This window comes from Acidobacterium sp. FHG110202_01 (assembly GCF_059115305.1).
The window spans coordinates 71,677-95,916 of the sequence record NZ_JBZYWJ010000001.1; the positions used below are offsets into that span (position 1 = coordinate 71,677).

Consider the following 24,240-nt stretch of genomic DNA (forward strand, 5'->3'; position numbering starts at 1 on the left):
ATACTGCGGAAAAGAAAAATCTCAGTCTCAGAACTTTAGTGCATCGAGGAAGACCAATTCCGAAGAATTTGCAATCGGCAGAGATACCTGTACTCCATGATGCATCAGTTCACGTCCGGAAACACTTCGGTTCGGTGAACTGTGGTCCTGGAAAGTGAGCCGATACATCCGCTCCGGGTTCAGGCCTTGCAGCACGAATGTGTGCTTTGGTTCGTCAGTCGATGAGCCATGAAAAGCAATCAGAACGCCCTGATCTTGCGCAGGATTGAAATACTCCATGCCATCCCAATGGATGCCATCCGGCCGCTGTGAAACATGATAGAGATCTGCCTCCCTGATGAGCGGCCTGAGTCTGGACTTATAGAGCGCGATGGCCTCACGCGCGGCAGCATGCTCTTCTTCGTTCCACGCCGTTGTATCCAGCATGAGAGTGAACCAGCCCATCATGCCGCTGCGGAGCACATACCGGAAGTTGTCGAGGTTTGCAGTCGGCCATTTCTGGACATAGGTTTCGAGCATCGCTGGCGGCAGCACGTAACTGGCATCGTAAAAAGCGCGGCGGTTTGATACTGGATCGTAGGCGTCAGAGATGGAGAAGTAGTCTCCATGAGCCGCGCTGCCGAAATCGACCATTCTGCCACCGTCATTGCATATCTCGAGCAGAAGATTGGGATAGTGCTTACGAAGTTGCGATTGGATATCGTAATAAGCCAGCGTTGCGTGATAGCTGACATCGGTTGCGTTGGAACTGTCAGCCCATAGAAATCCGGAGTCCATGTAGATTTTTGTGTGATCAGGATCAGGCGGTGCGTGTGGATGATTGCTTCGGCTGCAGCCCTGCGCTACCACATATCCATCGTGCTCCAGCATGTCTACGCGGTAGTCGTGAACCACGCGGTTGACCTCCGCTGCTGCCCAATCATGCGCTGCCGGAACTCCAAGATCGATCGTAATGCCCTTGAACTCATCCCCCTGCTTCCAGCCGGGAGGAGGATCGGCTATAAGCCAGTTGTGCACTTTGGGATCATTGATAGAGAGCGAACCTGGATTTGTGTTCAGCGATGCTTGAGCCCAATCGACCCAGAGGCCGAACTTCAGGCCAAGCTGGTGTGCATAATCAGCAATGGGAGCGAGGCCATGCGGAAACTTCTTCGGGTCAGGATGCCAATCGCCGACTCCGCGAAACCAGCCCGCATCGAGATGAAACATTTCAAAACCAAGTTCAGCAGAGTCACGGATCATCCTGCGCGCCTGTGATTCGTTGATCTGCATTCCGCTGCCCCAGCTGTTGTTTACAACCTCCGGATACTTGCGCGACTGAGTTGTGCCGCGATCATTCAATACTTCACGGACCCAGCGGCGAAGGCTGTTGCCCGCCGCATCGGCGCCTCCGCGAAAAGTGCCGATGAACACCGTGGGTGAACGAAAACTATCCCCCGGCCCGATACGCGTTCGAAAAGGACCAGGCTCTGGATTCAGGCCCGCAACGGCTGTGAGCACGCTGCCCGTGCGATGGACCGTGATTCGAGTTCGTCCGCTGAATTCGATTCCCGTATACCACCCGCACGCCTTTTCATCCGCAGTCTCAACGAGCGTGTATGGAATCATCTCGCGCTGTTTGCCTTCGGCTGGATGCGCGTATGTGCTGGACTCGCCCGTCCATTTGTAACCGTCATGGATCGGATTCCAATGAGTGCCTTCTGCTGATGGACCGCCCGCTCCTTTCTCGATCCACAGATGCTTGATCTGCATATCTTTCGGGATCTCCCAGACAAGACGAAGGCTGTCCTGCATCGGAATCCAGATCTCCTGTGAACTGAGATTTTGAATCTCGATGGAGTGTTCGATTGGTCCGTGCGTTGAGCGAGCCCGCCACTCCCAGATAAGGCGCAGGTGCGGTTCTGTGGCCTCATATACAAAGCGAATGCTCCCTGGCCTAACTCGCGTAAGAGCTGCATTGAATTTCCATGAAATGCTCAGTACGCGCGACCCGGTTTCTATGTGATCGGCAAACATTTCCGCCTGATCTCCACTCCATGCGGGGCAGCCGGACTGCGTCAGCGTCAGAATTGTCGGCGATGCGGAATTCGGCTGTAGAGCGATGACGGTATCGCGGTTAGAGATGTGAAACGCGGAAGAGCCAAAGGCTAGAGCCGCATGTGCTGAGACGGCAACAAGCAGCAGCCGTTTCAAGAAGGCCATCATCCCAGCAGAATATTTCTTTTGCAGTTGCTTGTCGCAGCTAATTGAAAACTGTCATGCATCTTACTCACTGCTTGCTGACATTGATGTAGTAAAGGTCCGTTGCCACATCGAAATCATCTTTACTGAGTGAAGTCGAAAGAGTCTTCCAGTTCGTAGTCGCGGGATAGATCATCTGCCAATGATCCTTCTGTCCTGCGCGCACAGGCATTGCGAAGTCCTTTTCTTCAGCCTGCCAGCGATACTCAACCGTATGCGCAGCTTCGTTGAATTTGAGCTCCAGGGTGGGAATGGCGGTATGCCGCAGATATTCGTTAAAGATCGGCGTCAGGTCCTTTCCTGTCTGTTGATTGAAGAAGGCAACCATGTCCGTCGTCATAATGGTCTGATATTTGAAGTGCTGATAGTAGGCATGCAGCAGCGCAAACCACTTGGCATCGTCATCCACCACGCTGCGCAGCGTATTCAGAAACAGACCGCCCTTCTTGTATTGGTCCACCGGCGGAGTGCTGACAACTCCTTCTTCTGAGATCACCGGTTCCTGGTTCTTCACATTCTCCTTGCCGGTATTGACGTAAGTAATTCCATCCGGCTTGCCCCACATGTATTCGACAAAAAGTCCCTCGCAGTAATTCGCCCATCCTTCATGGATCCACATGTCCGAGCGGTCGCGCGCCGTGATGCTGTTGCCGAACCACTCATGCGCGCTTTCGTGCACGATGATGAAGTCGAAGCGCGTGCCGATGCCCGTCTTCGGCCTTCCCAGGTAGCCGTTTTCAAAATGATTCCCGTAGGTAATGGCGCTCTGATTCTCCACCCCGGAGTACAGCGCTTCCACGAGCTTGTATCCGTCTTTGGGGAAAGGGTATTCGCCGAAGTAGTGAGTGAAAGCGTTCAGCATGTCTTTTACCTGCATAAACTGCCGCTTCGCTTTCTCCATGTCTTCAGGAAAGACAAAGTAATCCAGAGTAAGATCGCCATAACTGTCGTTGAAGTGGACATACTTCCCAATGTTCAGCGAAACATCGTAGTTATTGATCGGGTATTGTACCTTCCAGTTCCATCGCGTATATCCATCCGGAAGCTCTTCCTTGTTCTGAAACCTTCCATTCGAGACTTCCACCAGGTCGCTCGGAGCTTCAACGCTGATGTCCATGTTTTCGACTTCATCGCGCCACTGGTCTTTGTTCGGCCACCAGACACTCGCGCCCTCTTCTTCGCAGGCAGTGTTTACAAGCGGCCGGCCCATGGGGTCCTTGCGAAAGACGAACCCTCCGAACCGCCCCATCTCTACCGGATGTCCTGAATAATAGAAATCGATCGCGTAGGTCTGGCCTTTGCGCAGCCTCTTTGGGAAGTCGACATAGACTGTGCGGCCCGCCGCGCGCTCGAACTTCAGAGTCAGCGGTGCGCCATGCGCGTTGTCCAGCAGAATCTTATCGATCTGAAATACAGGAACGAGATCGAGCTGGATGCGCGTGCCGTCCTCGAGCATCTTGAAGCGGATCGTGTTCTTGCCACTTAGAAACTGCTTCTGCGGATCAACGCGAACATCCAGGTGGTAATACAGCAGATCATTGTTGGCGCGATAGGGTCCATAACTGCCGCGAAGCCTGTCCGCTTCAGAGACGGCGGCCTTCGGGGAAGCTTGTCCTGTTGCCTGTGTGGGCAGTGTGATGACAGTGTATATAGCAAAAAAGAAAAGTATGGCTTTCGAAATCCTGGCAGCAGGCGGCATAGAGGGAAGTGTAACGTAAAATCCTATTTTGTATACAATTTGCCAGTATTCATATATTGCAGAGAGCCGAAGATGGTAAAAGCGCCTGTCAAGCCCTTAACCACAGAATATTTTCGCAAATGATAGAAAACATTATATTTATTGGATAATTAATTTGGCATATTTCCTGTCTGGAACTGTTATCCTGAAAATAAGGGGATAGAAAAAACCACTCTAAAAATCCACCTTCTTCTTTATTGCCCTGGAATCAGGACCTTACATGGAACCCGCTTGTTTTCAATACTTTGCCGCATTGAAAACAAAACCCATGTATTTTCAAAGACTTAACACCCCTGGGGGGAGGGGGTCCACCCAGGTTCCTCGACGCCGATTCCTTGTAAACTGATATTGAGGAATCTATGCCGGAAATTCAGCGCAGGAAGACCGTTACGGTCAGGATTGGCAATGTCCGCGTCGGCTCGGACGCGCCCGTCGTCGTCCAGTCCATGACCAACACCGACACCGCCGATGTTGAAGCCACCATCCAGCAGGTCGCCGCGCTCGCCGCTGCCGGCTCGGAACTGGTGCGCGTTACCGTGAACAACGACGACGCAGCCAGGGCCGTCCCCCACATCGTCGAGGGCCTGGCAAAGCTCGGCATCCATGTTCCCATCATCGGTGACTTCCACTACAACGGACATCTCCTGCTCAAGAAGTACCCCGACTGCGCCAAGGCGCTGGCGAAATACCGCATCAATCCCGGCAATGTCTCCATCGGACGCAAGGACGACGACAACTTCCGCACCATGATCGAGTGCGCCGTCGAGAACGACAAGCCCGTGCGCATTGGCGTCAACTGGGGCTCGCTCGATCAGGCCCTGCTCACCCGTTTGATGGACGAGAACTCGAAGCGTCCCGATCCTCTCGACGCCCGCGACGTCATGATGGAAGCCATGTGCCGCAGCGCGCTCGACTCCGCTGCCGCCGCCGAGCGTTACGGACTCGGCCACGACAAGATCATCATCAGCGGCAAGGTGAGCGGCGTGCGCGACCTGCTCGATGTCTACGAGATGCTTGCAGCCCGTTGCGATTACCCGCTGCACCTCGGCCTGACCGAAGCCGGAATGGGCATGAAAGGGATCGTCGCCTCGACCGCTGGACTCGCCCCGCTGCTGCTCAAAGGCATCGGCGACACCATCCGCGTCTCGCTCACGCCAAAGCCCGGCGGCGATCGTAGTGAAGAGGTTCTCACCGCCCAGCAGATTCTCCAGTCGCTCAGCATCCGCAGCTTCACGCCGCAGGTCACAGCCTGCCCCGGTTGCGGACGCACCACCAGCACCTTCTTCCAGGAGCTCGCCCAGCAGATTCAGACCTACCTGCGCGACTCCATGCCCGCATGGCGGGAGCGCTACCCCGGTGTCGAAGAGCTGAAGCTGGCCGTCATGGGCTGCGTCGTGAACGGCCCCGGCGAATCGAAGCACGCCAACATCGGCATCTCATTGCCGGGAACCTTTGAAGAACCAAAGGCTCCGGTTTACGTCGACGGCCGCCTCATGACCACCCTGCGCGGAGACACCATCGTCGCAGACTTCAAGAAGATTCTCGACGAATACATCCACACCCGCTACGGCGCCGGCTCAACCAAAGAAGAGCTCGTAGTCGTCCGTTAGTGCACAAATAACCGCAGGTTCACGAACCTGCGGTTATTTGTGCAATTCAAGCGCTGAAGACGCGCCCAAAGATGGCGTCTACGTTTTTCAATTGACGGCTGAGATCGAAGGTTTTTTCGAGCTTCTCTGGCGTTAGCTTTGCCATGATTTCGGGATCAGCTTTGACCAGATCACGGAAAACGAGGTCCTCTTTCCAGGCGCGCATCGCGTAGCCCTGCACCAGGCGGTAGGCATCTTCACGCAGCATTCCGGCTTCGGCGAGGTCGAGCAGCAATTGTCCGCTGAAGATGAGCCCGCCGGTGCTCTCAAGGTTCTTGAGCATGCGCTGCGGGTAGACGAGCAGGTTCTCGATAAGGTTAATGGTTTTGGCAAGCAGGTAGTCGGTGAGGATAGTCGAGTCAGGGAAGATCACCCGCTCAACGGAAGAGTGAGAGATGTCGCGCTCGTGCCAGAGAGCAACATTCTCATATGCAGCCTGGGCATTCGCGCGCACGACGCGGGCAAGGCCGCTGATCTGTTCCGAAGTGATGGGATTGCGCTTATGCGGCATCGCAGACGAGCCTTTCTGCTTTTCAGAGAAATACTCCTCGGCCTCGCGCACTTCGGTGCGCTGGAGATGGCGGATTTCGACGGCGATCTTATCGAGCGTGGCGGTGATGATGGCGAGCGTCGAGATGTAGTGTGCGTGGCGGTCGCGTTGGATAACCTGTGTAGCAACTGGCGCCGGCTTCAGCCCCAGCTTTTCACAGATGCGCTCCTCATGCTTCGGGCTGAGATGTCCGAAGGTGCCGACAGCTCCTGACAATTTGCCGATGCGCATCTGCTCGGCTGCCGCATCAAAGCGCTCAAGATTGCGCTGCATTTCCGAGTACCAGTTGAGCAGCTTGAGGCCGAAGGTCGTGGGCTCGGCATGGATGCCGTGCGTGCGCCCGATCGTTGGCGTGTGCTTGAATTCGAGGGCACGCTTTTTGAGGACGGCAATAAGGGCGACGAGGTCTTCACGGATGAGAACAGAAGCCTCCTTAACCAGCAGTGCCTGCGCGGTATCGACAACATCATTCGACGTAAGGCCGTAGTGCAGCCAGCGCGATTCGGGACCAATGTTTTCAGCAACCGCAGTGGTGAAGGCGATGACGTCGTGCTTTACTTCAGCTTCGATTTCCTGAATGCGCTCGACACTGAATGTGCCGCGCTCGCGGATAGCTTTGGCAGCTTCTTTGGGAACGATTCCGTCCTCGGCCAGTGTTTCACTGGCGGCAGCTTCCACGGCGAGCCAGGCGCGGTATTTGTTTTCGTCATTCCAGATGCGGCCCATCTGCGGGCGGGTGTAGCGGGCGATCAACGAAAGGTCCCTCCTCAAGGGGAGTAAATTGTTATGGGTAACTTTTTATTGTAGCTTTTTGCGCATCTTATGAGAGTTGCCGGCCGCGCTTGAAAGTCCTCGCCACGGAGGACACAGAAATTTCGCAGAGGAATAAATGGACCCGGTCGTTACGATTGCTACATTTATTGAGCCATGGGAAGCGGAGATGGCAAGGCTGCGGCTGGAGTCTGCGGGAATCGAGACTTTTCTCTCCGGAGAAAATGCGCGCATTCTCGAGCCAGGGCTGGGACCGCTGCAGCTGCAGGTGAAGGCGGCGGACGCAGACGATGCCCGCGTGATTCTGAGCGATCCGGGCGAGGGGAATACTCCAGAGCCTTCGACAGAGCCGGATATTTCGTGAGTGCAGAGAGTCAACATGCCTTTGGCTGCTAGCTAAAAAGTGGTCTGCTTTTTAGGCCGCGTAAGGCGCTCCGGAATTCAGCTGGCCGCTTTCTCGCTGACCGGCTGGCCAGCTACGCCGAGAAGCTCGCTCATTTCCTTATAGAGGAAGCCATCTCCAGGACGGTAAGGCTGCACCCATTTGCCGTTGATGACAAGCTGCGGAATGGCGCGCTTGCCAACGTTGCGGATAACTTCTTCGGCTGCGCCCGGAGTGGCTTCGATATCGATTTCGGTGAAGCGGATTCCATGCTGGATAAGAAAGCGTTTGGCCTCGCGGCAGTCGCGGCACCACTCCGCGGAATAGAGCAGAATTTGCATGGCCGACATCATACCGGGCTGCGCATACGTTTGGCAGCCCGGTAATTAGATTTAATTCATCGAAAAAACAACATTAATCATGGTTTCCACTTCGATCGGCGCATCGTTCAGCAGAAATGGCCGGTAGCGGGCCTTTGCGATGGCATCGATGGCGGCCTGGCGAAGCATGGGTGGCCCGCTCAGTACCTCGATGTGCCGGATGGAGCCGTCTTCAGCGATGATGGCCTGGACCACGACGGTTCCGGTGATGTGCGCAGCACGGGCGATGGCCGGATAGACAGGCTGGATCGGAGCGAGCAGGCGGCCCGTGGCTACTCCGGAAGAAATACGCATGGGGCCTTTGGGAACAGCGGGTTTTACTGTCACAGGCGGCGGTGCTGCAGTGCCCAGCGAGTCGAGAATGCCGGTGCTCTTGCCTGTGCCGCTCTGGCCAAAGTCAGAGGGCATGGCTCCGGGCGGCGCGGGCTCGGCTACCATGGCTGCATGCTGCGGAATCCTGATAGGCGCTGCCAGCGGATTCGCAATCATGATGGGCTGGGCTCGCGATACTGCCGTGGCCGGCTGCTGCAGATGTGCTGGCGCGGACGGCACGGGCGGCGCCGTCAGAAACATGGTAAGGGCCTGCTTCGGCAGCTTTGCCGGATGCAGGATTGGGTAGAGAATCATTGCCACAAGCAGCATTGCCTGCAGCACGAAGGAGCCAATCGCAAAGTACCTGCTGCGCGTGCGAATGCGCCCCGTGGATTCCATCAAACTGTCTTCAAACATGGAGTCTCCAAACCAATCGAGATTTGGTAAGCGAGACACCTGCATCCATAGACACCGCGAAGAAGAAAAGAGAGCCGGAAATTCAGTAAGCACGTCGAGGGAATTTATGATGGCGGCTATGACTGCTGATGAGCTCAAAGAATTGTTGAAGCTGAAACCGCATCCTCGCGAGGGAGGATGGTTTTCCGAAACATGGCGCTCAGAAGAGATGATCCCTCAGCTGGCGCTGCCTTCGCGATATGAAGCAGACCGCGCCGCAGGGACTGCGATCTATTACCTGCTCGAACCGCACACTTTTTCTGAAATGCACAGGCTGGCTTCGGACGAGATCTTTCATTTTTATCTCGGCGATCCGGTGGAAATGCTGCAGCTCTGGCCCGACGGCTCAGTGCGGACGGTGGTTCTTGGCCAGGACCTTGCGGCGGGCATGGAGCTGCAGGTGCTTGTGCCCAAGGGGGTGTGGCAGGGCTCGCGCCTGCACCCTGGCGGGAAGCTGGCATTGCTGGGGTGCACGGTGAGTCCCGGATTTGATTACGCCGATTATGAGTCGGGGAACCGCGATGCGCTCATTGCCGAATTTCCTGCGGCTGAAGAGATGATTCGGAAATTGACCAGAGACTAGTGATGCGGGCGAAGAAAGATTGCACCACAGAGAACACAGAGTTCGCAGAGCCGCTCCGTGAGTTCTCTGTGTACTCCGTGTTCTCTGTGGTGAAAGAAGTCTTTCATTTCGTTACTTGGCGTTCCTCGCGTCTTGGCGGTTAATTTCACTCTCTTCTTGCACGAAAAAATTCCTTAAGAATGTCACTGCATTCTTCAGCGAGAACACCCGCCGTTACCGGCATCTTGTGGTTCAGCTTGGGGTGGTTCAGGACTTCGAGGACTGAACCAGCGGCTCCGGCTTTGGGATCGGTTGCGCCGTAGACCAGCCGCGTCAGCCTTGCGTGCACCATTGCTCCGGCGCACATGGCGCAGGGTTCGAGTGTAACGTAGAGTTCGCAGTCGAGGAGGCGGTAGTTGTTGATCGCCTGCGCCGCGCTGCGCATGGCCACGATTTCGGCATGCGCTGTTGGATCAACATTGCGCAGGACACGGTTCTGTCCACGGGCGATGATTTCGTCTTTCAACAACACCACAGCGCCGATGGGCACTTCTCCGGCAGCGGCGGCAAGGCGCGCTTCTTCCAGCGCAGCCAGCATAAATCTTTCCTCGTGCATGATGACTATGCTACCGTCTCCGAATGCGCCGCGTTGTTTATTCAGTTGCCTGTTCGCTTGACGGGTATATCGCCCGGCTCGATCACTCTGTCGACTGGCTGCCGGAGGATGGGGATGACAGCATGACGGAATTCTATGGGGGCATCGATACAGCGCTGATCGGCCGGAAAACGCACGACTTTATGGTGAAGCATGGGCAGCCCACCATGCCGGGAATAGCGAACTATGTGTTCTCGCGGAATCCGTTGCCGAAGGCATATAAGGGCGTGCAGTGGGTCCGCGAAAATGCTGTGGAACTTGTCAGGGAGTTGAAGGCTGGTACAGGAAAAGATATCTGGCTGGTAGGCGGATCTGATCTGGCGCAGACATTCTTCCATGCTCGGCTGGTGGATGAGATTTCGCTGGCTGTTGTGCCCATCCTGCTGGGAGAAGGCATTCCGCTTTTCCCTAAGGTGTCGGTGGAGACCCGGCTCAAGCTGGTCGGGGAGAAGAAATGCTCGAATGGGATGGTGCGGTTAACGTATGCGTGTGCGGTGTGAGGTTTGTAGGGCGCCACATGATCTCGGTTGAACCAGCAAAAACCCAGGTTAGCTACGCGAACCTGGGGTACCCGCGGTTGTGGATGATCACTCATCAGCGACCAACGGGAGCGGTCCGAAAGAGGCAATACAGATCATTCTGCCGAGGATGGCGCCGAAGGTGCGGCTGCTCCATGCAATGGTTGTTGTTGGGTCATGCAGTGAAGGGTGCCGAGACCCCAGACGAGGTCGCGGCTATGAATGCCTACAACGTCGCGACCCGGAAAGACTTCGGCGAGGATCGAGAGCGCTTTGCGGTCATTGGGATCGTTGAAGGTGGGGACTAATACCAGGTTGTTGGCGATATAGAAGTTGCCGTAGCTCGCGGGCAGGCGCTGGCTTTCAAAGACCACAGGCGCAGGCATGGGAAGCTCGACGACGTGGAAAGGCTCGCTCTTGAGGTTGAGCGCTGACTTCAAGCGATCAAGATTTTCAGCGAGCGGCAGATGGTTCTCGTCGTCAGGGTTTGATTCGGTGACAGTGACGATAGTGTTCTCGTTGACGAAGCGAGTGATGTCATCGACGTGGCCGTGGGTGTCGTCTCCGGCGATACCGCGGTTCATCCATAGGACCTGATCGATGCCCAGATAGTCGTGGAAGGCTTTTTCCAGCTGCTCGCGGCTGATGCCGGGATTGCGCTGCTGCACTTCGCTGAGAAGGCATTCCTCTGTCGTGATGAGAGTGCCGGCTCCGTTTACATCGATAGAGCCGCCTTCGAGCACGACGCGGTGGTCGCCGATGGTGGGTGTCCATTGCGGGAGACGAAGTTCTTCAGCAACGTGCGCTGGAACTTCGTTGTCGAGCTGCCAGTCGTCGTACTTTGCCCAGGCGTTGAACTTCCAGTTGGTAATAGCGAGCGCGCCTTCGCTGTTTTTGACGAAGATCGGGCCCGAATCGCGCGTCCAGACACGGTTGGTCGGCCACTGGTGAAAGTAGACGCGGGCCAGGTTGGCTCCCGAGCGCTTCAGGATGCCATTGGCGCGCTTTGCCGCAGCCGCGTCATTCACGAGGATGTGGACATCTTCCACTTTGCTCAGATGGCGGACGATGTCGGCATAAACACAGGGAATGGCTTGGAATTTTCCCGGCCAGTCATTGGCATTGTGGGGCCATGCGATCCATGTGGCTGCGTGCGAGTGCCATTCAGCGGGCATGCGGTAGTGGTGGTCGCGGGGAGTTCCGTGTTGTGGTTCCTGGGTCATGGGTTTGTCGATTTTCGTTTTGTGGTTCGTTTATTGCCCTCCTAGGTTAGCTCCGCGAACCTGGGGCACCCTTGTTGTGGCTACCGATGCGAACTGCAGGTCCTTCGACTTCGCTTCGCTCCGTTCAGGATGACAATTCATAACGGTATCCGAGAAAGGAGCGGGAGTTTCCGCTCCTTTCTCAGGTACGCCCGTCCGGCAAGGACCGCTCGCCGCGCAGGCGCCGCCGGAGGCAATTACTTCTCGCCACCGCTCGCATCGAGAAAGCGGTGGACGATGGGCGAATACGCGTCGATGCGGCGGTCGCGCAGGAAGGGCCAGTTGCGGCGCACATCTTCCATGGCGCGGACGTCGACTTCGCCGACCAGAATCTCTTCCTTGTCATGCGAGGCCTTGGCGATGATGCGTCCGAAGGGGTCGGCGATAAACGATCCACCCCAGAAGTCGAGGCCCGGACCTTCGACACGGTTGCCGCGCACGTCGCCCTGCTCGTGTCCTACCCGGTTGACTGAGCCAACGTAGACGCCATTCGCGATGGCATGGGCACGCTGGATGGTCTGCCACGCTTCATATTGCGCGGTGCCGAATTCTTCCTTTTCGGACGGATGCCACCCGATGGCCGTGGGATAAAAGAGCACGTTCGCGCCCTGCAGCGCGGTGATGCGCGCGCCTTCCGGATACCACTGGTCCCAGCACACAAGCGTGCCGATTTTGCCGACTGCCGTGTCGAATGCCTTGAAGCCGAGATCGCCCGGAGTGAAGTAGAACTTCTCGTAGTAGAGCGGATCATCAGGGATGTGCATCTTGCGATAGAGGCCGGCAATCGATCCATCCTTTTGCAGAATGGCCGCGGTGTTGTGGTAGAGACCGGGAGCGCGGCGCTCGAAGAGCGACGCCACCACGACGACCTTTTCTTCGCGGGCTACAGCGCTGAGCCGCTCTGTGCTGGGACCGGGGATGGGTTCGGCAAGATCGAAGAGAGCGATGTCTTCACGCTGGCAGAAGTATTGCGCGCGGAAGAGCTCGGGCAGGCATACGACGTTGGCGCCTTCTTTGGCGGCTTCGCGGACGCGATCGGCGGCTTTGTCGAGGTTCGCGTCGGGGTCGGGCGTGCAGGACATCTGCACCAGGCCGATTCGATAGTTCAGGTTTGATGGCATGGTTCTCTCTTAGTTCATATTCCTCCCAGGTTAGCTGCGCGAACCTGGGGCATCCATGTTGTGGCTATCGAAGCAGATGGTAGATCCTTCGATTCCGCTCAGGGATGACAATCTCATTTTGTAATCGTTGAGGATGACAATTCTATTAACAGAGAAAAGGCGCAGGCACTTGCCCTGCGCCACCTACATCTGAGTCTGATGCGCCGCTATGGAAATTTTATTCGAAAATCAGAATCGCCGCAGCGATGGTCGTGGTCCAGAGGCCGCGCTTGTCGCCGATGGCCGATTGCGTGACGTTAGCCGTGCGAACGATCTTGTTTGAGATGCGATAGATTTCCTTTTTCTCGTCCCAGCTCTTGTCGGGGTCGAAGTCGACGTCGAGCGTAGTGGCGAGCATCTCGGCGGCGAGTTCTTCGGCGTATTCGCCGGCCTGGTCTTCGGTTTCGCCGAAGCCGTGGTGCTCGCTGAGGTAACCGTACATGTTGCGATCGGCGGGGATGGCCACGCCGATGCTCGACGCTACAAGGCGATGCGGCTCGCGCGTGGAGTTCTCGGCCACGACGGCAAAAACGACTTCGCCGGGGTACAGATATTTCAGCCCTTCTTTGCGGGGAACGAGTTTAGCCTGCGGCGGGAAGATGGAGGAGACGCGAACCAGGTTTTGCGCTGCGATGCCGGCGTCGCGCAGCGCCAGCTCAAAGGAGGTCAGCCGTTCTTTGTGTTTGCCAACGCCCTTGGTGAAAAAGAGCCGCTTCGGAACCATGCTTTTGCCCAATGCTTCCTGTCCTCCCGGGAGTGGTTATTTTCATCGATGAAACGTAACACGTTTCTCTATAGATTGGGATGCGAAATTAGAGGCGGGTTGTCAAGTCCATAATCCGTGCTACCGCGAACAAAGCGACCAAAGGGAGCGGGGAAGAAAGGCAATTCTACAGGCAGAGGTGAGAATGGCGCCCCGGAAGGGCGCGTCCGCCCGCATGGTCAATGCCCCATGGACTCGCTGGGCTGCTTTCGCATCCTGGGCGGCTTCTTCATGATGAAGGGCAGCGGGATGAGGCAGGCGATGATCACGCTCAACACCCAGAAAGCATTCATGTAACTCAGCATCGAAGATTGCTGCAGTAGCTGCTGATAAGCGTGGCCCATGGCTGTTTGCGAGGCTTGGTCAGAGCTCTGTCCCAGGCGCATGAGAGACTGCTTTGTCGTTTCGATGAACTGACTGTATGCCATGCCGCCTGCGACCGCATTGGCTCCGAGCACAGACTGGTGCACCTGCTGTGTTCGCTGCAGAAATGTCGTGAGCATGGCGGTGCCTACGCTGCCGCCGAGGTTGCGGGCGAAGTTGGAGAAGCTCGAAATCTGGTTGTTCTTGTTGAAGGGAACGCCGATGTAGTTCAGCGTGCTGATGGGAATGAAGACGAAGGCCAGTCCGCTGACCTGGAACATGCGCCAGAGAACGATCGTGCTGAAGTTAGTTTCAAGGTCGAGCCGCGTGAGGTTGTAGAGGCCGAGAGCCGTGATCGCGTAACCGATCGATACGAGCAGGCGTGCATCCATTTTGCCTTTGCTGACAATGCGTCCGGCGATGGGCATCATCAACATCATTATGAAACCTGCGGGAGAAAGAGCCATACCGGCGCGCTCGGCAGTGTAGCCCATCAATACCTGAAGAAACTGCGGAATGAGCACGGTCGAGCCGAAGAGCACCATGCCGAGAATGAACTGCAGAAAAATCGCCGTGCCGAAGTTGCGCACCTTGAGCAGCTTCAGGTCGACGATAGGGTCTTCGTGATTCCACTCCCAGAAGATAAAGAAGACCAGCGTGCAGATGGCGAGGATGAAAAAGATGGTGATCTTGGTGTCGCCGAACCAGTCTTTTTCCTGGCCCTTGTCGAGCACGAATTCGAGGAAGCCGACTCCCACGGTGATGAGTCCAAGGCCGGTGAAATCGATCTTGCCGACGCGCTTGCGCTCTTCCATGAGATAGGGCGGGTCTTCGACCATGCGCTGGCTCAGGAAGATGGAAAGGATGCCGATCGGAATGTTGATGAAGAAGATCCAGTGCCAGTTGAAATTGTCGGTGATCCATCCGCCGAGTGTCGGGCCGATGGCGGGCGCGACCACAACCGCCATTCCATAGACGGCGAAAGCCTGCCCGCGCTTGCTGACCGGGAATGTATCGGCGAGAATGGCCTGCTCGCTTGGCGCGAGCCCGCCGCCTCCGGCTCCTTGCAGGATGCGGGCAAGGATGAGCATGGGCAGCGACTGCGCGATTCCGCAAAGAAACGAACAGATGGTGAACAGTACCACGCAGCTCATGTAGAAGCGCTTGCGGCCATAGCGCGTGGCCAGCCAGCCAGAGATGGGCAGCACGATGGCGCTTGAAACCAGATAGCTGGTGAGAACCCAGGTCGCCTCTTCCTGGCTCGCGCCGAGCGAACCCGCCATGTGCGGCAGAGCCACGTTGGCAATGGAAGTGTCGAGCACCTCCATGAACGTCGCGAGGGTTACCGTAAGTGCAACCAGCCAGGGGTTGTGCTTCGGTTTCCAGTTGTGATGGTCGATCTGGTGATCTGGCACGCGTCTATTGCCTGAGGAGTGTGGTTGAAAATATTTTAGTTCTTAGTATTAAAATGTATACGGAACTATGGTTCCGCTTGTCAAATATATCAACATTTTTCCTGGATCAAAGGAACGTTCTTTCGTGAAGAAGAAAGATCGAGTAAAACCAATATCGAAAGAAGCTGAAAGGCCAAGACGGGCTGATGCTGAAAGGAACCGCAGGCGCATTATTGAAGCGGCGCAGGCGCTTTTTACAGAACGCGGCCGGGCTGTAGAGATCGACGAGATCGCCCATCATGCGGGCGTTGGAGTTGGCTCAGTTTACCGGCATTTCTCGACGAAAGAGGCGCTCTTTCAGGCAATGGTGACGGGGCACGTTGAGCATCTTATCCAGAATGCCCGCGCCTTTGCGAAAGCCGGCGATCATGGGAAGGCATTTTTCGAATATCTGTCACTTCTGATAACGCAAGGGCTTGCGAAAAAACATCTGGTAGAGGTCCTGGCGCAAAGTGGGATTCGAATTGATTGTGTATCGGACCAGTTACGCGAGGAATTTTGGAAAGTAATGGATATTTTGCTCGTCCGCGCGCAAAAAGCCGGTGCGGTGCGCAACGATGTCGGCATAAATGAACTGATGCTGCTGATACGCGGAGTGTTTGCTGCTCTGGAAGGCTGCACGCCCAGAAATCAGATCAGTACAGCAATCTTCAAAGTTGTCTGTGATGGCCTTCGTCCGGATAAATCTAAAGTAAAACCTTCCTATGCGGAAGTAACGCTGTAATATGCCAATAAAGTCCATGTTTATTCATTGCTTTGTATTTCGCTGGAAGCCGGAAGCTACCGACGAACATATTGACCGTGCAGCTGAGGAGATAGAGAAGCTGCAGGGGCAGATTCCTGGGTTACTGGAGACCTATGTGGGTCGGAACATTTCGCCGCGAGGACAGGGACATACCTTCGGCGGTGTGATGAAGTTTTCTGATAAGGCAAGCTTCGATGCCTATGGACCGCATCCAGTGCATCAGAAGCTGTTGAGCTGGCTGATGCCCTTGGTTGAACCTATTGAGCTGGATTTCGAGGACTCACCGTCCAGGTAAACGCGGGTGCTGAGTCCACAGGCATAGGTGCTTCGGTTCAACACTTCTAACTCTAATTATTTTTTTTGCTGAAGGCGCTGTTGCCTGGACAGCCTGCCCCGAACTTCGCCGTAGGGGCCAGTGCCTGTCCATTTTTGAACAGTAGTGGGCGAATCTGGACAGTCGGCCATTCTTCGTGATCCTGGTATCGCTTTTCTTTGAGTAGGTTACGTAGGTTTCTTCGTGGAATGCTGCGTGCAGTTTTCTTGATTCGGAGAGTGCACGATGCCGGCAAAGCTATCCCAGAATCTGCGCTATGCGCTGCGACAGCTCAAAAAATCACCGGGATTTACCCTCACTGCTGTTCTCACTATGGCGTTGGGAATTGGCGCGAGCACTGCCATCTTCACGCTTTTTGACCAGGCCCTGCTGCGCGCACTGCCGGTGAAGGATCCACAGAAACTGGTGCTGCTGCGGTTTGCAGGAGGTGCTCCGGGGCATCGCAGCACCCAGGGGGGAGATCGTGAAGGGGCGCTCGCCTATTTCTCCTATCCCATGTATCGCGACCTTCGCGATAAGGAAAATGCTCTGAGCGGACTGTTTGCAACTGCGGTGGGATCGGCAGGCGTGAGTTGGAACAACAGCGCCGAGGCTGTCCGGGTCGAGATGGTGAGCGGCAACTACTTCAACGTGCTCGGTGTGCGGCCCGCAGTGGGACGTCTGTTCGGCTCGGGCGATGAGACAGCTTCGGCAGGTGATCCTTATGCCGTGCTCAGTTTCGATTACTGGAAGACGCGCTTCGATGAGCGTCCGCAGATCATCGGGCAGAGCATTTCTGTGAATGGCAGCCCGTTTACTGTGGTTGGTGTTGCCGCGCCCGGCTTCCAGAGCGCCGTTTGGGGAGATAGGCCGAAAGTTTTCGTTCCCATTACGATGAAGCGCATCATCACTCCGGAATTTGATGACCTGAATGACAGGCAGTCCTACTGGCTCAAGATTATGGGCCGTCTTCCGGAAGGAATGGCCACCGGGCAGGCGGAGGCGGCGCTGAATCCGCTATGGCTTGGGCTGCGTGAAATGGAATTCAAGGACCTCCACGACCAGTCGGCGCATGAGCACGAGGCTTTCGTAGGGAAGGCGCACCTGAGTGTTGCCGGCGCGGCTAAAGGCTTCTCGCCCATGCGCGACGATGTGGAGATGCCGCTGAAGATCCTGATGGGCATGGTGCTGCTTCTGGTGGCGATGGCCTCAGTCAACATGGCGAGCCTGCTGCTGGTGCGTGCCGCAGGACGCGTGCGTGAGTTTTCCATGCGCTTTGCTCTGGGCGCACGCAAGACAGATGTTGTGTGGCAGCTTTTGACAGAGGGCCTGCTCCTCGGTCTTGGCGGGGCAGTGCTGGGAATCGTAATGGCGCCGCAGTTGGTGCGGATGTTGATCCGGTGGCTCTCCACAACAAGTACGGACACGCCTTTTTCGTCTGCGCTCGATCCGCAGATTCTTACGTTTGCCATTGGGATCACTTTGCTGGTGAGCATTCTGTTCAGCCTTGCCCCGGCGCTGCAGTTTCTCAGGCCCAATCTGGTTGACTCGCTCAAGCAGCAGTCGAGTACCGGGACAGGTGTAGCGCTGAAATTTCGCAGAACATGTGTGGCATTGCAGATAGGTTTCAGCCTGCTGCTGCTGGTGGGCGCCGGACTGTTTATGCGCACGATACAGAATCTGCGCTCAGTGAATGCCGGTTTTGCAACGGACCATTTGCTGCAATTCGGGCTTGCTCCTGAGATGGCAGGCTACCAGGTACGCGATGTGACAGCAGTCGAAGAGCGCATGCTTGATACGCTCGCGGCATTGCCGGGTGTGAGGGGAGTGGCGGCAACGAATGATCCGGAACTCTCCGGCGACAGTACAGGCGGCAGCATGACCATTGCCGGATATACTCCGAAGCCGAATGAAGATATTCAGGCCGAGAGATCTATGGTCAGCCACAATTATTTTCCCGTCATGGAGATTCCGATTGTGGCGGGGCGCGGGTTCACTAAGGCGGATTCAGCGACGGCCCAGAAAGTTTCCGTGGTCAACGAAATGTTTGCGCGAAAATATTTCGGCACGCCGCAGAATGCGCTCGGGCATCATGTGAGCCGCAGTCGCCGTCCGGAGACGGATACGATGATCGTCGGTGTGGCGAAGGACACCAGGCACGAGTCCGTTCGCGACGAGATTGTACCTACGGTGTATCGTCCGTTTGTCCAGTTCGAGCAGCCGACCGAGCTGACCATTTATTTGCGTACCTGGCAGGCTCCGGATGCGACGGCGAATGCGATTCGTGCCGCCGTCCAGAACATTGACGCAAAGTTGATTGTCAGAGGACTGCGCACGATGCAGAACCAGATCGACGAGAACATCAGCACGGAGCGGATGATCGCCATGCTGGCCTCGGTCTTCGGAGCCGTGGCCGCGGTGCTGGCGGGGATCGGGCTCTATGGAGTGCTGGCCTATTCGACGGCGCAGCGCACGCGTGAGATCGGGATTCGCATGGCGCTCGGCGCGCAGCGGCTGGCGATTGCGAAACTGATTCTGCGCGAAGTCTTGATTCTGGCGGTGAGCACGATTGTCGTGACTCTGCCGCTTGCGTACCTGCTGAGCCGCATGATGCACGATCAGCTCTTTGGCGTGTCGCCAGCTGATCCTCTGGTGTATTTCGCCGGGGTCGTGATGATTGGCGTGGTCGCAATATTGGCGGCGTTACTCCCGGCGCGGCGAGCCGCATCGGTGGAGCCTATGACTGCGTTACGGACAGAATAGTTCCAGCATGCTTCGAAAATAGATTCGTAAGGGCACAGCTTGAGCCGTGCCACTGGAATGCAAATGAAGGGGGCTTTAGCCCCTGAGGCATCAGGCCGCCGACAAAGGCCTCATGGAGAATGCTATGCCGACCATCTGGAATGATCTTCGTTATGCTTTGCGGCAATTGCGTAAGTCGCCGGGATTTACGCTGACTGCGGTGCTGACGCTGGCGCTGGGCATCGGCGCGAATACCGCTGTCTTTACGCTGGTGCACGCTGTGATGCTGAAGTCGCTGCCGGTGGCTGACCCGCAGCAGCTTTACCAGATCGGCAATGCGGATATCAGCGGCAACTGGGGTGGCTTCCAGGATAGCTGGGCCATATTCTCATACGAGTTTTATCAGCACATGCGCGCCAATACGCCGGCGTTTGAGCAGATAGCGGCGTTCCAGGCGGAAGAGGCGACCATGAGTGTGCGACGCAGCGGCTCCAATGCGCCTGCTGATCCGTTTGGCGGAGAATTCGTTTCCGGCAATTACTTTTCCACCTTCGGCATTCAGTCCTTCGCCGGACGCCTGTTGACGGATGCGGATGACACTCCGGGCTCGGCTGCAGTTGCAGTGATGAGCTACCGCACGTGGTCAGAGAAGTTCGGCCTCGACCGTTCGGTGATCGGCGGGACATTTCTCATCAATGGCAAGCCCTTCACCGTTGTCGGTGTGACGCCGCCAGGATTTTACGGAGACAGGCTGGAAAGCAATCCTCCGGATTTTTATTTTCCATTGAGTCAGGAGCCCAACCTCTCAGTCGGCGACTCTCTGCTGCACATTCCCGATCAGGCGTGGCTCTTTGCCATTGGACGCTTGAAGCCGGGGCAGAATCCATGGCAAGTGGGCACACAGCTTACGCTCGAACTGCAGCACTGGCTGCCGGAACATGTTCCGATGATCAACTATCGCAAGGCTGCCTTGTCCAAGCAGCACATCGGGCTTCGGGCGGGCGGCGCTGGCATTACGCAGCTGCGCTGGACCTTCCAGAAAGGACTGTGGCTGCTGATGGCTGCTTCGGGAGTAGTGCTTCTGATTGCCTGCGCGAACCTCGCGAATCTTCAGCTGGTGCGCAGCATGGCACGGCGGCATCAGGCGGCGTTGCAGCTGGCACTCGGAGCATCGCGCAGAAGATTGATTCGCGGAGTGCTTGCGGAGAGCATTCTGCTGGCACTGATTGGCGGAGTGGCCGGTGTCGTGGTGGCATATGCAGGAACGCGCAGCATTCTGCTGGTGCTCTTTCGTGGAGCGAGCTATGTTCCGATCGATGCGACGCCTTCCTTGCCGATTCTGGGATTTGCTTTCCTGCTTTCGCTGTTCACAGGCGCGCTCTTCGGGATATTGCCTGCTTTGCTGACAGCGCGCTCGAATCCGGTGGAAGCATTGCGCGGAGCCAGCCGCACGACACGGGACAGCGCGGCGCTGCCGCAGAAATCGCTGGTGATCTTCCAGGCGGCATTTTCGCTTGTTCTGCTGGCCATGGCCGGCCTGGTGACGCAGAGCCTCAGCCACATGGAGGGAGGCGGTTTCGGCTTTGAGACGCGGGGACGCTTGATTGTCGATGTCGATCCGCAGACAGCGGGCTATAAGTCAGAACAACTGTCCGTTCTCTATCAGAACATGCTCAATCGTTTTCAGCAGATTCCCGGAGTGAGGAACGTTGGCTTCTCCAATTACAGCCCGCAGGATGGAGACAGCTGGAATGACACAATCGCCATCGCGGGGCGCGTGAATAACAACCCTATGCATCAACAGGTCACATGGGTGCGTGTCAGCCCGCAGTATTTTGACGCGATTGGCACACAGCTGCTGCAGGGCAGAGGAATTCAATTAAGTGACACGGCAACGTCAGAGCGTGTTGCCATAGTGGATGAGGCGTTCGTAAAACGGTATTTTCCCAACAAAGATCCAATCGGCAAGCATTTTGGTGAAGACATTCCCGGCCACAGTGGAGATTTCACGGTTGTCGGTGTAGTGAAGAATTCAATGTACAAGCACGCCATGGAAGGCCAGAATCCAATGTTCTTTTTGCCGCTGGCGCAATCGGTGAACTACAGCAGCTATCCACTGATGCAGCGCTGGGAAGACCAGTCGCATTACATCCACAAGATTGAATTCCGCGTGATCGGAGAGCCGACGCGCTTTGGCCCCGCGATCCGGAACACGCTGGCGTCGATCGATCCCAATCTGACAGTGATTGATATGCAGAGCTTCAGCGAGCAGGTGACCCGCATGTATGATCAGGAGCGGCTGACAGCGCGGCTCACCGGACTCTTTGGCCTGCTGGCTTTGCTGCTGGCTTCCATCGGCATATACGGCGTGACTGCCTATAACGTAACGCGCCGGACAAGCGAGATCGGCATCCGCATGGCATTGGGCGCAGACCGCGCCAACGTTGTCCGTATGGTGCTGCGCGGCGCACTGACGCAGACCACCATAGGCCTCGTAATTGGGGTTCCATTGGCAATTCTTGTCGGACGAGTGATGGCGAGCCAGCTGTACGAAGTAGGGAAGTTCGATCCCATTGTTCTGGCGAGCGCGGTACTGGTTCTGGCCGTCTGTGCTGTTATCGCAGGGCTTCTGCCGGCGCGGCGAGCTGCTTCAGTAGAGCCCATGCAGGCATTGCGTACGGAATAAATTTTCCTGGGGATATAGGAATGGTGACAATCTGGAGTGATCTTCGCTATGCACTGCGGCAGTTGCGCAAATCGCCCGGATTCATAATGACGGCAGTATTGACGCTGGCGCTCGGCATCGGCGTGAATGCCGCGGTTTTCACCGTCTTCAATAAGGTTCTCCTGCACACCTTGCCGGTCGAGAAGCCGGGCGAGCTGGTACTGCTGGAAGAGAACTCGAAGTTTGAGACGGGCTCGCTCAGCTCAGTGGGCGGCGGCGACCATATCTATTTCGCCTATCCTGCGTACCAGCACCTGCGGGACCACAACCATGTTCTCAGTAATCTGTCTGCGGCTGTTCTTGCCTCGGCCAATCTGACTACCGCCAAAACGGCCGATCGCGTGAACATAGACCTTGTTGCCGGGAATTATTTCCAGGCGATGGATGTTCGCCCGGTATTAGGCCGTCTGCTGACTCCTGCAGATGACCAGTACCACGCAGGCAATCCGGTAGCAGTCCTGAACGAGGATTACTGGAAGAACCATCTGGGCAGTGACCCGGCCATCCTGAACCAGGTGGTGCAGGTCAATGGCGCCCAGGTCACGATTGTCGGCGTAGTTCGGCATCAGGGATTGTGGGATGGCGACGATCCGGGAATTTTTCTCCCGCTGGCTCTGGAGCAGCAAATCATTCCAGGCCATGAAGACCGCCTCGCCGATCCGCTGTTTCGCTGGCTTGTTCTGGTAGGGCGCCTCCATCCGGGAGTGACACGCGCGCAGGCAGAAACCGAGCTGAACACGCTGTGGTGGAACTGGCGGAGAGATGTTCTCAAGACCGAGAGCCGCCAGATACCGTCATTCAAGCATGATGACTGGCTCAGGACGCATCTCTCTGTGCGCAGTGGAGCGCGCGGAATTTCCACGCTGGTTGAATTCATTGGCGAGCCTCTGAAGCAGCTGGAAGTCATGGCGGCGGTTGTTCTGCTGATTGCCTGCGTGAATGTTGCCAATCTTCTGCTGGTGAAAGCTGCGCGGAAGCATGCCGAACTGGCCGTCCGCGGCGCATTGGGGGCGAGCCGCCGCCGCATCTTCCAGCAGGTCATTGCGGAAGGGCTTCTGCTCGGAGCTTCCGGAGCAATGGCGGGACTTGTGCTTGGATGGGTGGCTCTTGAGGTTCTTGAGAAGGCAGTCCCCGAGGCGGGTTGGCTGCACGATGTGCTGCAGGCTCCGGCTGACTGGAAAGTAGTTCTTTTCTGTATGAGCGCAGGTATAGCGACGAGTCTGCTGTTCAGCCTGGCGCCTGCGCTGCTCAGCACGCGCATCAATCTGCTGCGCGCATTGCATGGGCAATCCGGAACGATGACAACGAGCGGCGGTTGGCTGCGCAATTTACTGGTTTCCGGAGAAATTGCTTTGAGTCTGGCGCTGCTTGCGGGCGCTGCCATCCTTGGCTGGAGTCTTTATGCGCTTCGCCATGTGAATCCCGGCTTTGCCACCAGCAACATCCTTACCTTCCGTATTTATGCAGCGCCATCGGAGCAGGGCGACGCGCAAAAAAATGAATACGATGCTATCCGGGACGGCGTGCTGCACCAGCCCGGCGTCCACAGTGTCGTCTACGCCGCGAATGGATTGCTTACCGGAGAGGAATCAGGAAGCAGCATTACAGTGTCGGGCTACGCGGACAAGGAAGCCGAACCGACTCCGGATGATGATTGGGTGACTCCGGGATTTTTTTCTACGATGCAGATTCCGCTTCTCGCAGGGCGCGAATTTACTGCGCAGGATACAGCCACTTCGCAGAAAGTTGCCGTTGTGGACGAGACCTTCGTAAACCACTACTTCGGCGGCGATATACCAAAGGCCCTGCGCGGGCAATTCGGCTTCGGCGGAGGGAACATCAAAATCGATATCCAGATTATTGGCGTTGTCCCCGCCATTCACACGAAAAAACTGGCCGGTCTCTCCAGCCTGCCATTTATCTATCTGCCATACAGCCAGACAACCGGCCTGCATCATGCGTGCTACTACATCAGCGCCATCGGAGATCCGGCGCTGCTTTCAGGTTCTATAAGAGCAGTGCTGCGCCGTGTCGACCACAACCTGCCGATTCCAGATATGGAAACCATGCAGGAACATATCAGCGGCACGATCTTTGAAACGCAGTTGATGACAATGCTCGCTTCTGCAATGGGAGCGCTGGCGTTAACTCTGGCAGCCATCGGCCTCTATGGCGTGCTTGCCTTTGCCGTAGCGCAGCGCACGCGCGAGATCGGCATCCGCGTGGCTATGGGCGCGAACCGGAGCGACATTTCCACGCTCGTTCTGCGGCAGGTTGGCCTGCTGGTGGCTGTCGGGATTTCAGTTGGTTCAGCGCTGGCCTGGGCCGGATTGCGCTTCCTGACGAGCGGGAACAGTGATCTTCATCCTGCTCCGGTATGGCTTTATGTTTTGTCAGGATTCGCGTTGATTATGGTGATGCTTGCGGCGGGGTACCTGCCCGCACGGCGCGCCGCAATGGTCGATCCGATGAAGGCTTTACGAGCCGAGTGATTGGGAA

The 24,240-nt window shown here is 56.6% G+C and carries 19 protein-coding genes; 9 read left to right on the forward strand and 10 right to left on the reverse strand.

All coding sequences use genetic code 11. The features are described 5' to 3' along the window. Nucleotides 1-27: 27 nt before the first annotated feature. The gene (locus AC5S16_RS00220) at nt 28-2,193 is read right to left on the reverse strand and encodes an alpha-galactosidase (RefSeq protein WP_493927988.1); all 2,166 of its coding nucleotides are present in this window, start codon (nt 2,191-2,193) and stop codon (nt 28-30) included. 76 nt (nt 2,194-2,269) lie between these two features. Beyond that, nucleotides 2,270-3,940, reverse strand: coding sequence for a M1 family metallopeptidase (locus AC5S16_RS00225; protein ID WP_493927989.1), 1,671 nt, complete (start codon nt 3,938-3,940; stop codon nt 2,270-2,272). Between the two features lie 398 nt (nt 3,941-4,338). Here AC5S16_RS00225 and ispG point away from each other — a divergent pair, with 398 nt between their 5' ends. After that, nucleotides 4,339-5,589 carry a flavodoxin-dependent (E)-4-hydroxy-3-methylbut-2-enyl-diphosphate synthase gene (ispG, locus tag AC5S16_RS00230; protein WP_493927990.1) on the forward strand — a complete coding sequence of 417 codons (1,251 nt, stop codon included), beginning with the start codon at nt 4,339-4,341 and terminating at the stop codon, nt 5,587-5,589. Between the two features lie 46 nt (nt 5,590-5,635). Here ispG and purB read toward each other — a convergent pair whose 3' ends face one another. Then, nucleotides 5,636-6,931 (reverse strand): adenylosuccinate lyase, encoded by a 1,296-nt coding sequence (purB, locus tag AC5S16_RS00235; RefSeq protein WP_493927991.1) that lies wholly within the window; start codon nt 6,929-6,931, stop codon nt 5,636-5,638. Between the two features lie 136 nt (nt 6,932-7,067). Between purB and AC5S16_RS00240 the strand changes: the two genes are divergently transcribed. Then, nucleotides 7,068-7,313, forward strand: a complete 246-nt coding sequence (locus tag AC5S16_RS00240) for a putative signal transducing protein (RefSeq protein WP_493927992.1) — start codon at nt 7,068-7,070, stop codon at nt 7,311-7,313. A gap of 77 nt (nt 7,314-7,390) precedes the next feature. Here AC5S16_RS00240 and AC5S16_RS00245 read toward each other — a convergent pair whose 3' ends face one another. Together AC5S16_RS00245 and AC5S16_RS00250 are read right to left on the reverse strand one after the other, a co-directional pair. Further along, nucleotides 7,391-7,672, reverse strand: a complete 282-nt coding sequence (locus AC5S16_RS00245) for a glutaredoxin family protein (protein ID WP_493927993.1) — start codon at nt 7,670-7,672, stop codon at nt 7,391-7,393. Between the two features lie 51 nt (nt 7,673-7,723). Then, nucleotides 7,724-8,440, reverse strand: a complete 717-nt coding sequence (locus tag AC5S16_RS00250; protein WP_493927994.1) for an energy transducer TonB — start codon at nt 8,438-8,440, stop codon at nt 7,724-7,726. A 118-nt stretch (nt 8,441-8,558) separates the two neighbouring features. On the opposite strand from AC5S16_RS00250, the gene AC5S16_RS00255 reads away from it, so the two are divergent. Next, the gene (locus AC5S16_RS00255) at nt 8,559-9,062 is read left to right on the forward strand and encodes a cupin domain-containing protein (protein WP_493927995.1); all 504 of its coding nucleotides are present in this window, start codon (nt 8,559-8,561) and stop codon (nt 9,060-9,062) included. 145 nt (nt 9,063-9,207) lie between these two features. Here the strand turns inward: AC5S16_RS00255 and tadA are convergent, their stop codons facing one another. Next, on the reverse strand, nt 9,208-9,657 hold the full coding sequence (gene tadA / locus AC5S16_RS00260; RefSeq protein ID WP_493927996.1) for a tRNA adenosine(34) deaminase TadA: 450 nt from the start codon (nt 9,655-9,657) through the stop codon (nt 9,208-9,210). Nucleotides 9,658-9,680: 23 nt separating this feature from the next. On the opposite strand from tadA, the gene AC5S16_RS00265 reads away from it, so the two are divergent. Further along, a complete protein-coding gene (locus AC5S16_RS00265) occupies nt 9,681-10,196 on the forward strand; it encodes a dihydrofolate reductase family protein (protein WP_493927997.1) in 516 nt (171 codons plus the stop codon). A 134-nt stretch (nt 10,197-10,330) separates the two neighbouring features. Here AC5S16_RS00265 and AC5S16_RS00270 read toward each other — a convergent pair whose 3' ends face one another. The 4 genes from AC5S16_RS00270 to AC5S16_RS00285 form a co-directional block, all read right to left on the reverse strand. Beyond that, nucleotides 10,331-11,437 carry an agmatine deiminase family protein gene (locus AC5S16_RS00270; RefSeq protein WP_493927998.1) on the reverse strand — a complete coding sequence of 369 codons (1,107 nt, stop codon included), beginning with the start codon at nt 11,435-11,437 and terminating at the stop codon, nt 10,331-10,333. A gap of 236 nt (nt 11,438-11,673) precedes the next feature. Further along, on the reverse strand, nt 11,674-12,597 hold the full coding sequence (locus tag AC5S16_RS00275) for a carbon-nitrogen hydrolase (RefSeq protein WP_493927999.1): 924 nt from the start codon (nt 12,595-12,597) through the stop codon (nt 11,674-11,676). A gap of 217 nt (nt 12,598-12,814) precedes the next feature. Then, nucleotides 12,815-13,360, reverse strand: a complete 546-nt coding sequence (locus AC5S16_RS00280; protein WP_493928000.1) for a pyruvoyl-dependent arginine decarboxylase — start codon at nt 13,358-13,360, stop codon at nt 12,815-12,817. Between the two features lie 218 nt (nt 13,361-13,578). Beyond that, the gene (locus AC5S16_RS00285; protein WP_493928001.1) at nt 13,579-15,177 is read right to left on the reverse strand and encodes a DHA2 family efflux MFS transporter permease subunit; all 1,599 of its coding nucleotides are present in this window, start codon (nt 15,175-15,177) and stop codon (nt 13,579-13,581) included. A gap of 67 nt (nt 15,178-15,244) precedes the next feature. Between AC5S16_RS00285 and AC5S16_RS00290 the strand changes: the two genes are divergently transcribed. The 5 genes from AC5S16_RS00290 to AC5S16_RS00310 all read left to right on the forward strand — a co-directional run bounded on the left by AC5S16_RS00290 (nt 15,245) and on the right by AC5S16_RS00310 (nt 24,233). Beyond that, nucleotides 15,245-15,940: a TetR/AcrR family transcriptional regulator gene (locus AC5S16_RS00290; protein WP_493928002.1), complete on the forward strand. Its 696-nt coding sequence runs from the start codon at nt 15,245-15,247 to the stop codon at nt 15,938-15,940. A 1-nt stretch (nt 15,941) separates the two neighbouring features. Next, nucleotides 15,942-16,256, forward strand: a complete 315-nt coding sequence (locus AC5S16_RS00295) for a Dabb family protein (RefSeq protein ID WP_493928003.1) — start codon at nt 15,942-15,944, stop codon at nt 16,254-16,256. 264 nt (nt 16,257-16,520) lie between these two features. Beyond that, nucleotides 16,521-19,037: an ABC transporter permease gene (locus AC5S16_RS00300; RefSeq protein WP_493928004.1), complete on the forward strand. Its 2,517-nt coding sequence runs from the start codon at nt 16,521-16,523 to the stop codon at nt 19,035-19,037. A gap of 124 nt (nt 19,038-19,161) precedes the next feature. Continuing rightward, nucleotides 19,162-21,702 (forward strand): ABC transporter permease, encoded by a 2,541-nt coding sequence (locus AC5S16_RS00305; RefSeq protein ID WP_493928005.1) that lies wholly within the window; start codon nt 19,162-19,164, stop codon nt 21,700-21,702. A 20-nt stretch (nt 21,703-21,722) separates the two neighbouring features. Then, a complete protein-coding gene (locus tag AC5S16_RS00310; RefSeq protein WP_493928006.1) occupies nt 21,723-24,233 on the forward strand; it encodes an ABC transporter permease in 2,511 nt (836 codons plus the stop codon). Nucleotides 24,234-24,240: the final 7 nt, after the last annotated feature.

Excerpts from the sequence above, each read along its gene's own strand:
- AC5S16_RS00225 (WP_493927989.1), bottom strand. The coding sequence starts at position 3,940 with ATGCCGCCTGCTGCCAGGATTTCGAAAGCCATACTTTTCTTTTTTGCT.
- ispG (WP_493927990.1), top strand. The coding sequence starts at position 4,339 with ATGCCGGAAATTCAGCGCAGGAAGACCGTTACGGTCAGGATTGGCAAT.
- AC5S16_RS00240 (WP_493927992.1), top strand. The coding sequence starts at position 7,068 with ATGGACCCGGTCGTTACGATTGCTACATTTATTGAGCCATGGGAAGCG.
- AC5S16_RS00245 (WP_493927993.1), bottom strand. The coding sequence starts at position 7,672 with ATGCAAATTCTGCTCTATTCCGCGGAGTGGTGCCGCGACTGCCGCGAG.
- AC5S16_RS00250 (WP_493927994.1), bottom strand. The coding sequence starts at position 8,440 with ATGTTTGAAGACAGTTTGATGGAATCCACGGGGCGCATTCGCACGCGC.
- AC5S16_RS00255 (WP_493927995.1), top strand. The coding sequence starts at position 8,559 with ATGACTGCTGATGAGCTCAAAGAATTGTTGAAGCTGAAACCGCATCCT.
- tadA (WP_493927996.1), bottom strand. The coding sequence starts at position 9,657 with ATGCACGAGGAAAGATTTATGCTGGCTGCGCTGGAAGAAGCGCGCCTT.
- AC5S16_RS00265 (WP_493927997.1), top strand. The coding sequence starts at position 9,681 with ATGCGCCGCGTTGTTTATTCAGTTGCCTGTTCGCTTGACGGGTATATC.
- AC5S16_RS00270 (WP_493927998.1), bottom strand. The coding sequence starts at position 11,437 with ATGACCCAGGAACCACAACACGGAACTCCCCGCGACCACCACTACCGC.
- AC5S16_RS00275 (WP_493927999.1), bottom strand. The coding sequence starts at position 12,597 with ATGCCATCAAACCTGAACTATCGAATCGGCCTGGTGCAGATGTCCTGC.
- AC5S16_RS00280 (WP_493928000.1), bottom strand. The coding sequence starts at position 13,360 with ATGGTTCCGAAGCGGCTCTTTTTCACCAAGGGCGTTGGCAAACACAAA.
- AC5S16_RS00290 (WP_493928002.1), top strand. The coding sequence starts at position 15,245 with ATGGTTCCGCTTGTCAAATATATCAACATTTTTCCTGGATCAAAGGAA.
- AC5S16_RS00295 (WP_493928003.1), top strand. The coding sequence starts at position 15,942 with ATGCCAATAAAGTCCATGTTTATTCATTGCTTTGTATTTCGCTGGAAG.
- AC5S16_RS00300 (WP_493928004.1), top strand. The coding sequence starts at position 16,521 with ATGCCGGCAAAGCTATCCCAGAATCTGCGCTATGCGCTGCGACAGCTC.
- AC5S16_RS00305 (WP_493928005.1), top strand. The coding sequence starts at position 19,162 with ATGCCGACCATCTGGAATGATCTTCGTTATGCTTTGCGGCAATTGCGT.
- AC5S16_RS00310 (WP_493928006.1), top strand. The coding sequence starts at position 21,723 with ATGGTGACAATCTGGAGTGATCTTCGCTATGCACTGCGGCAGTTGCGC.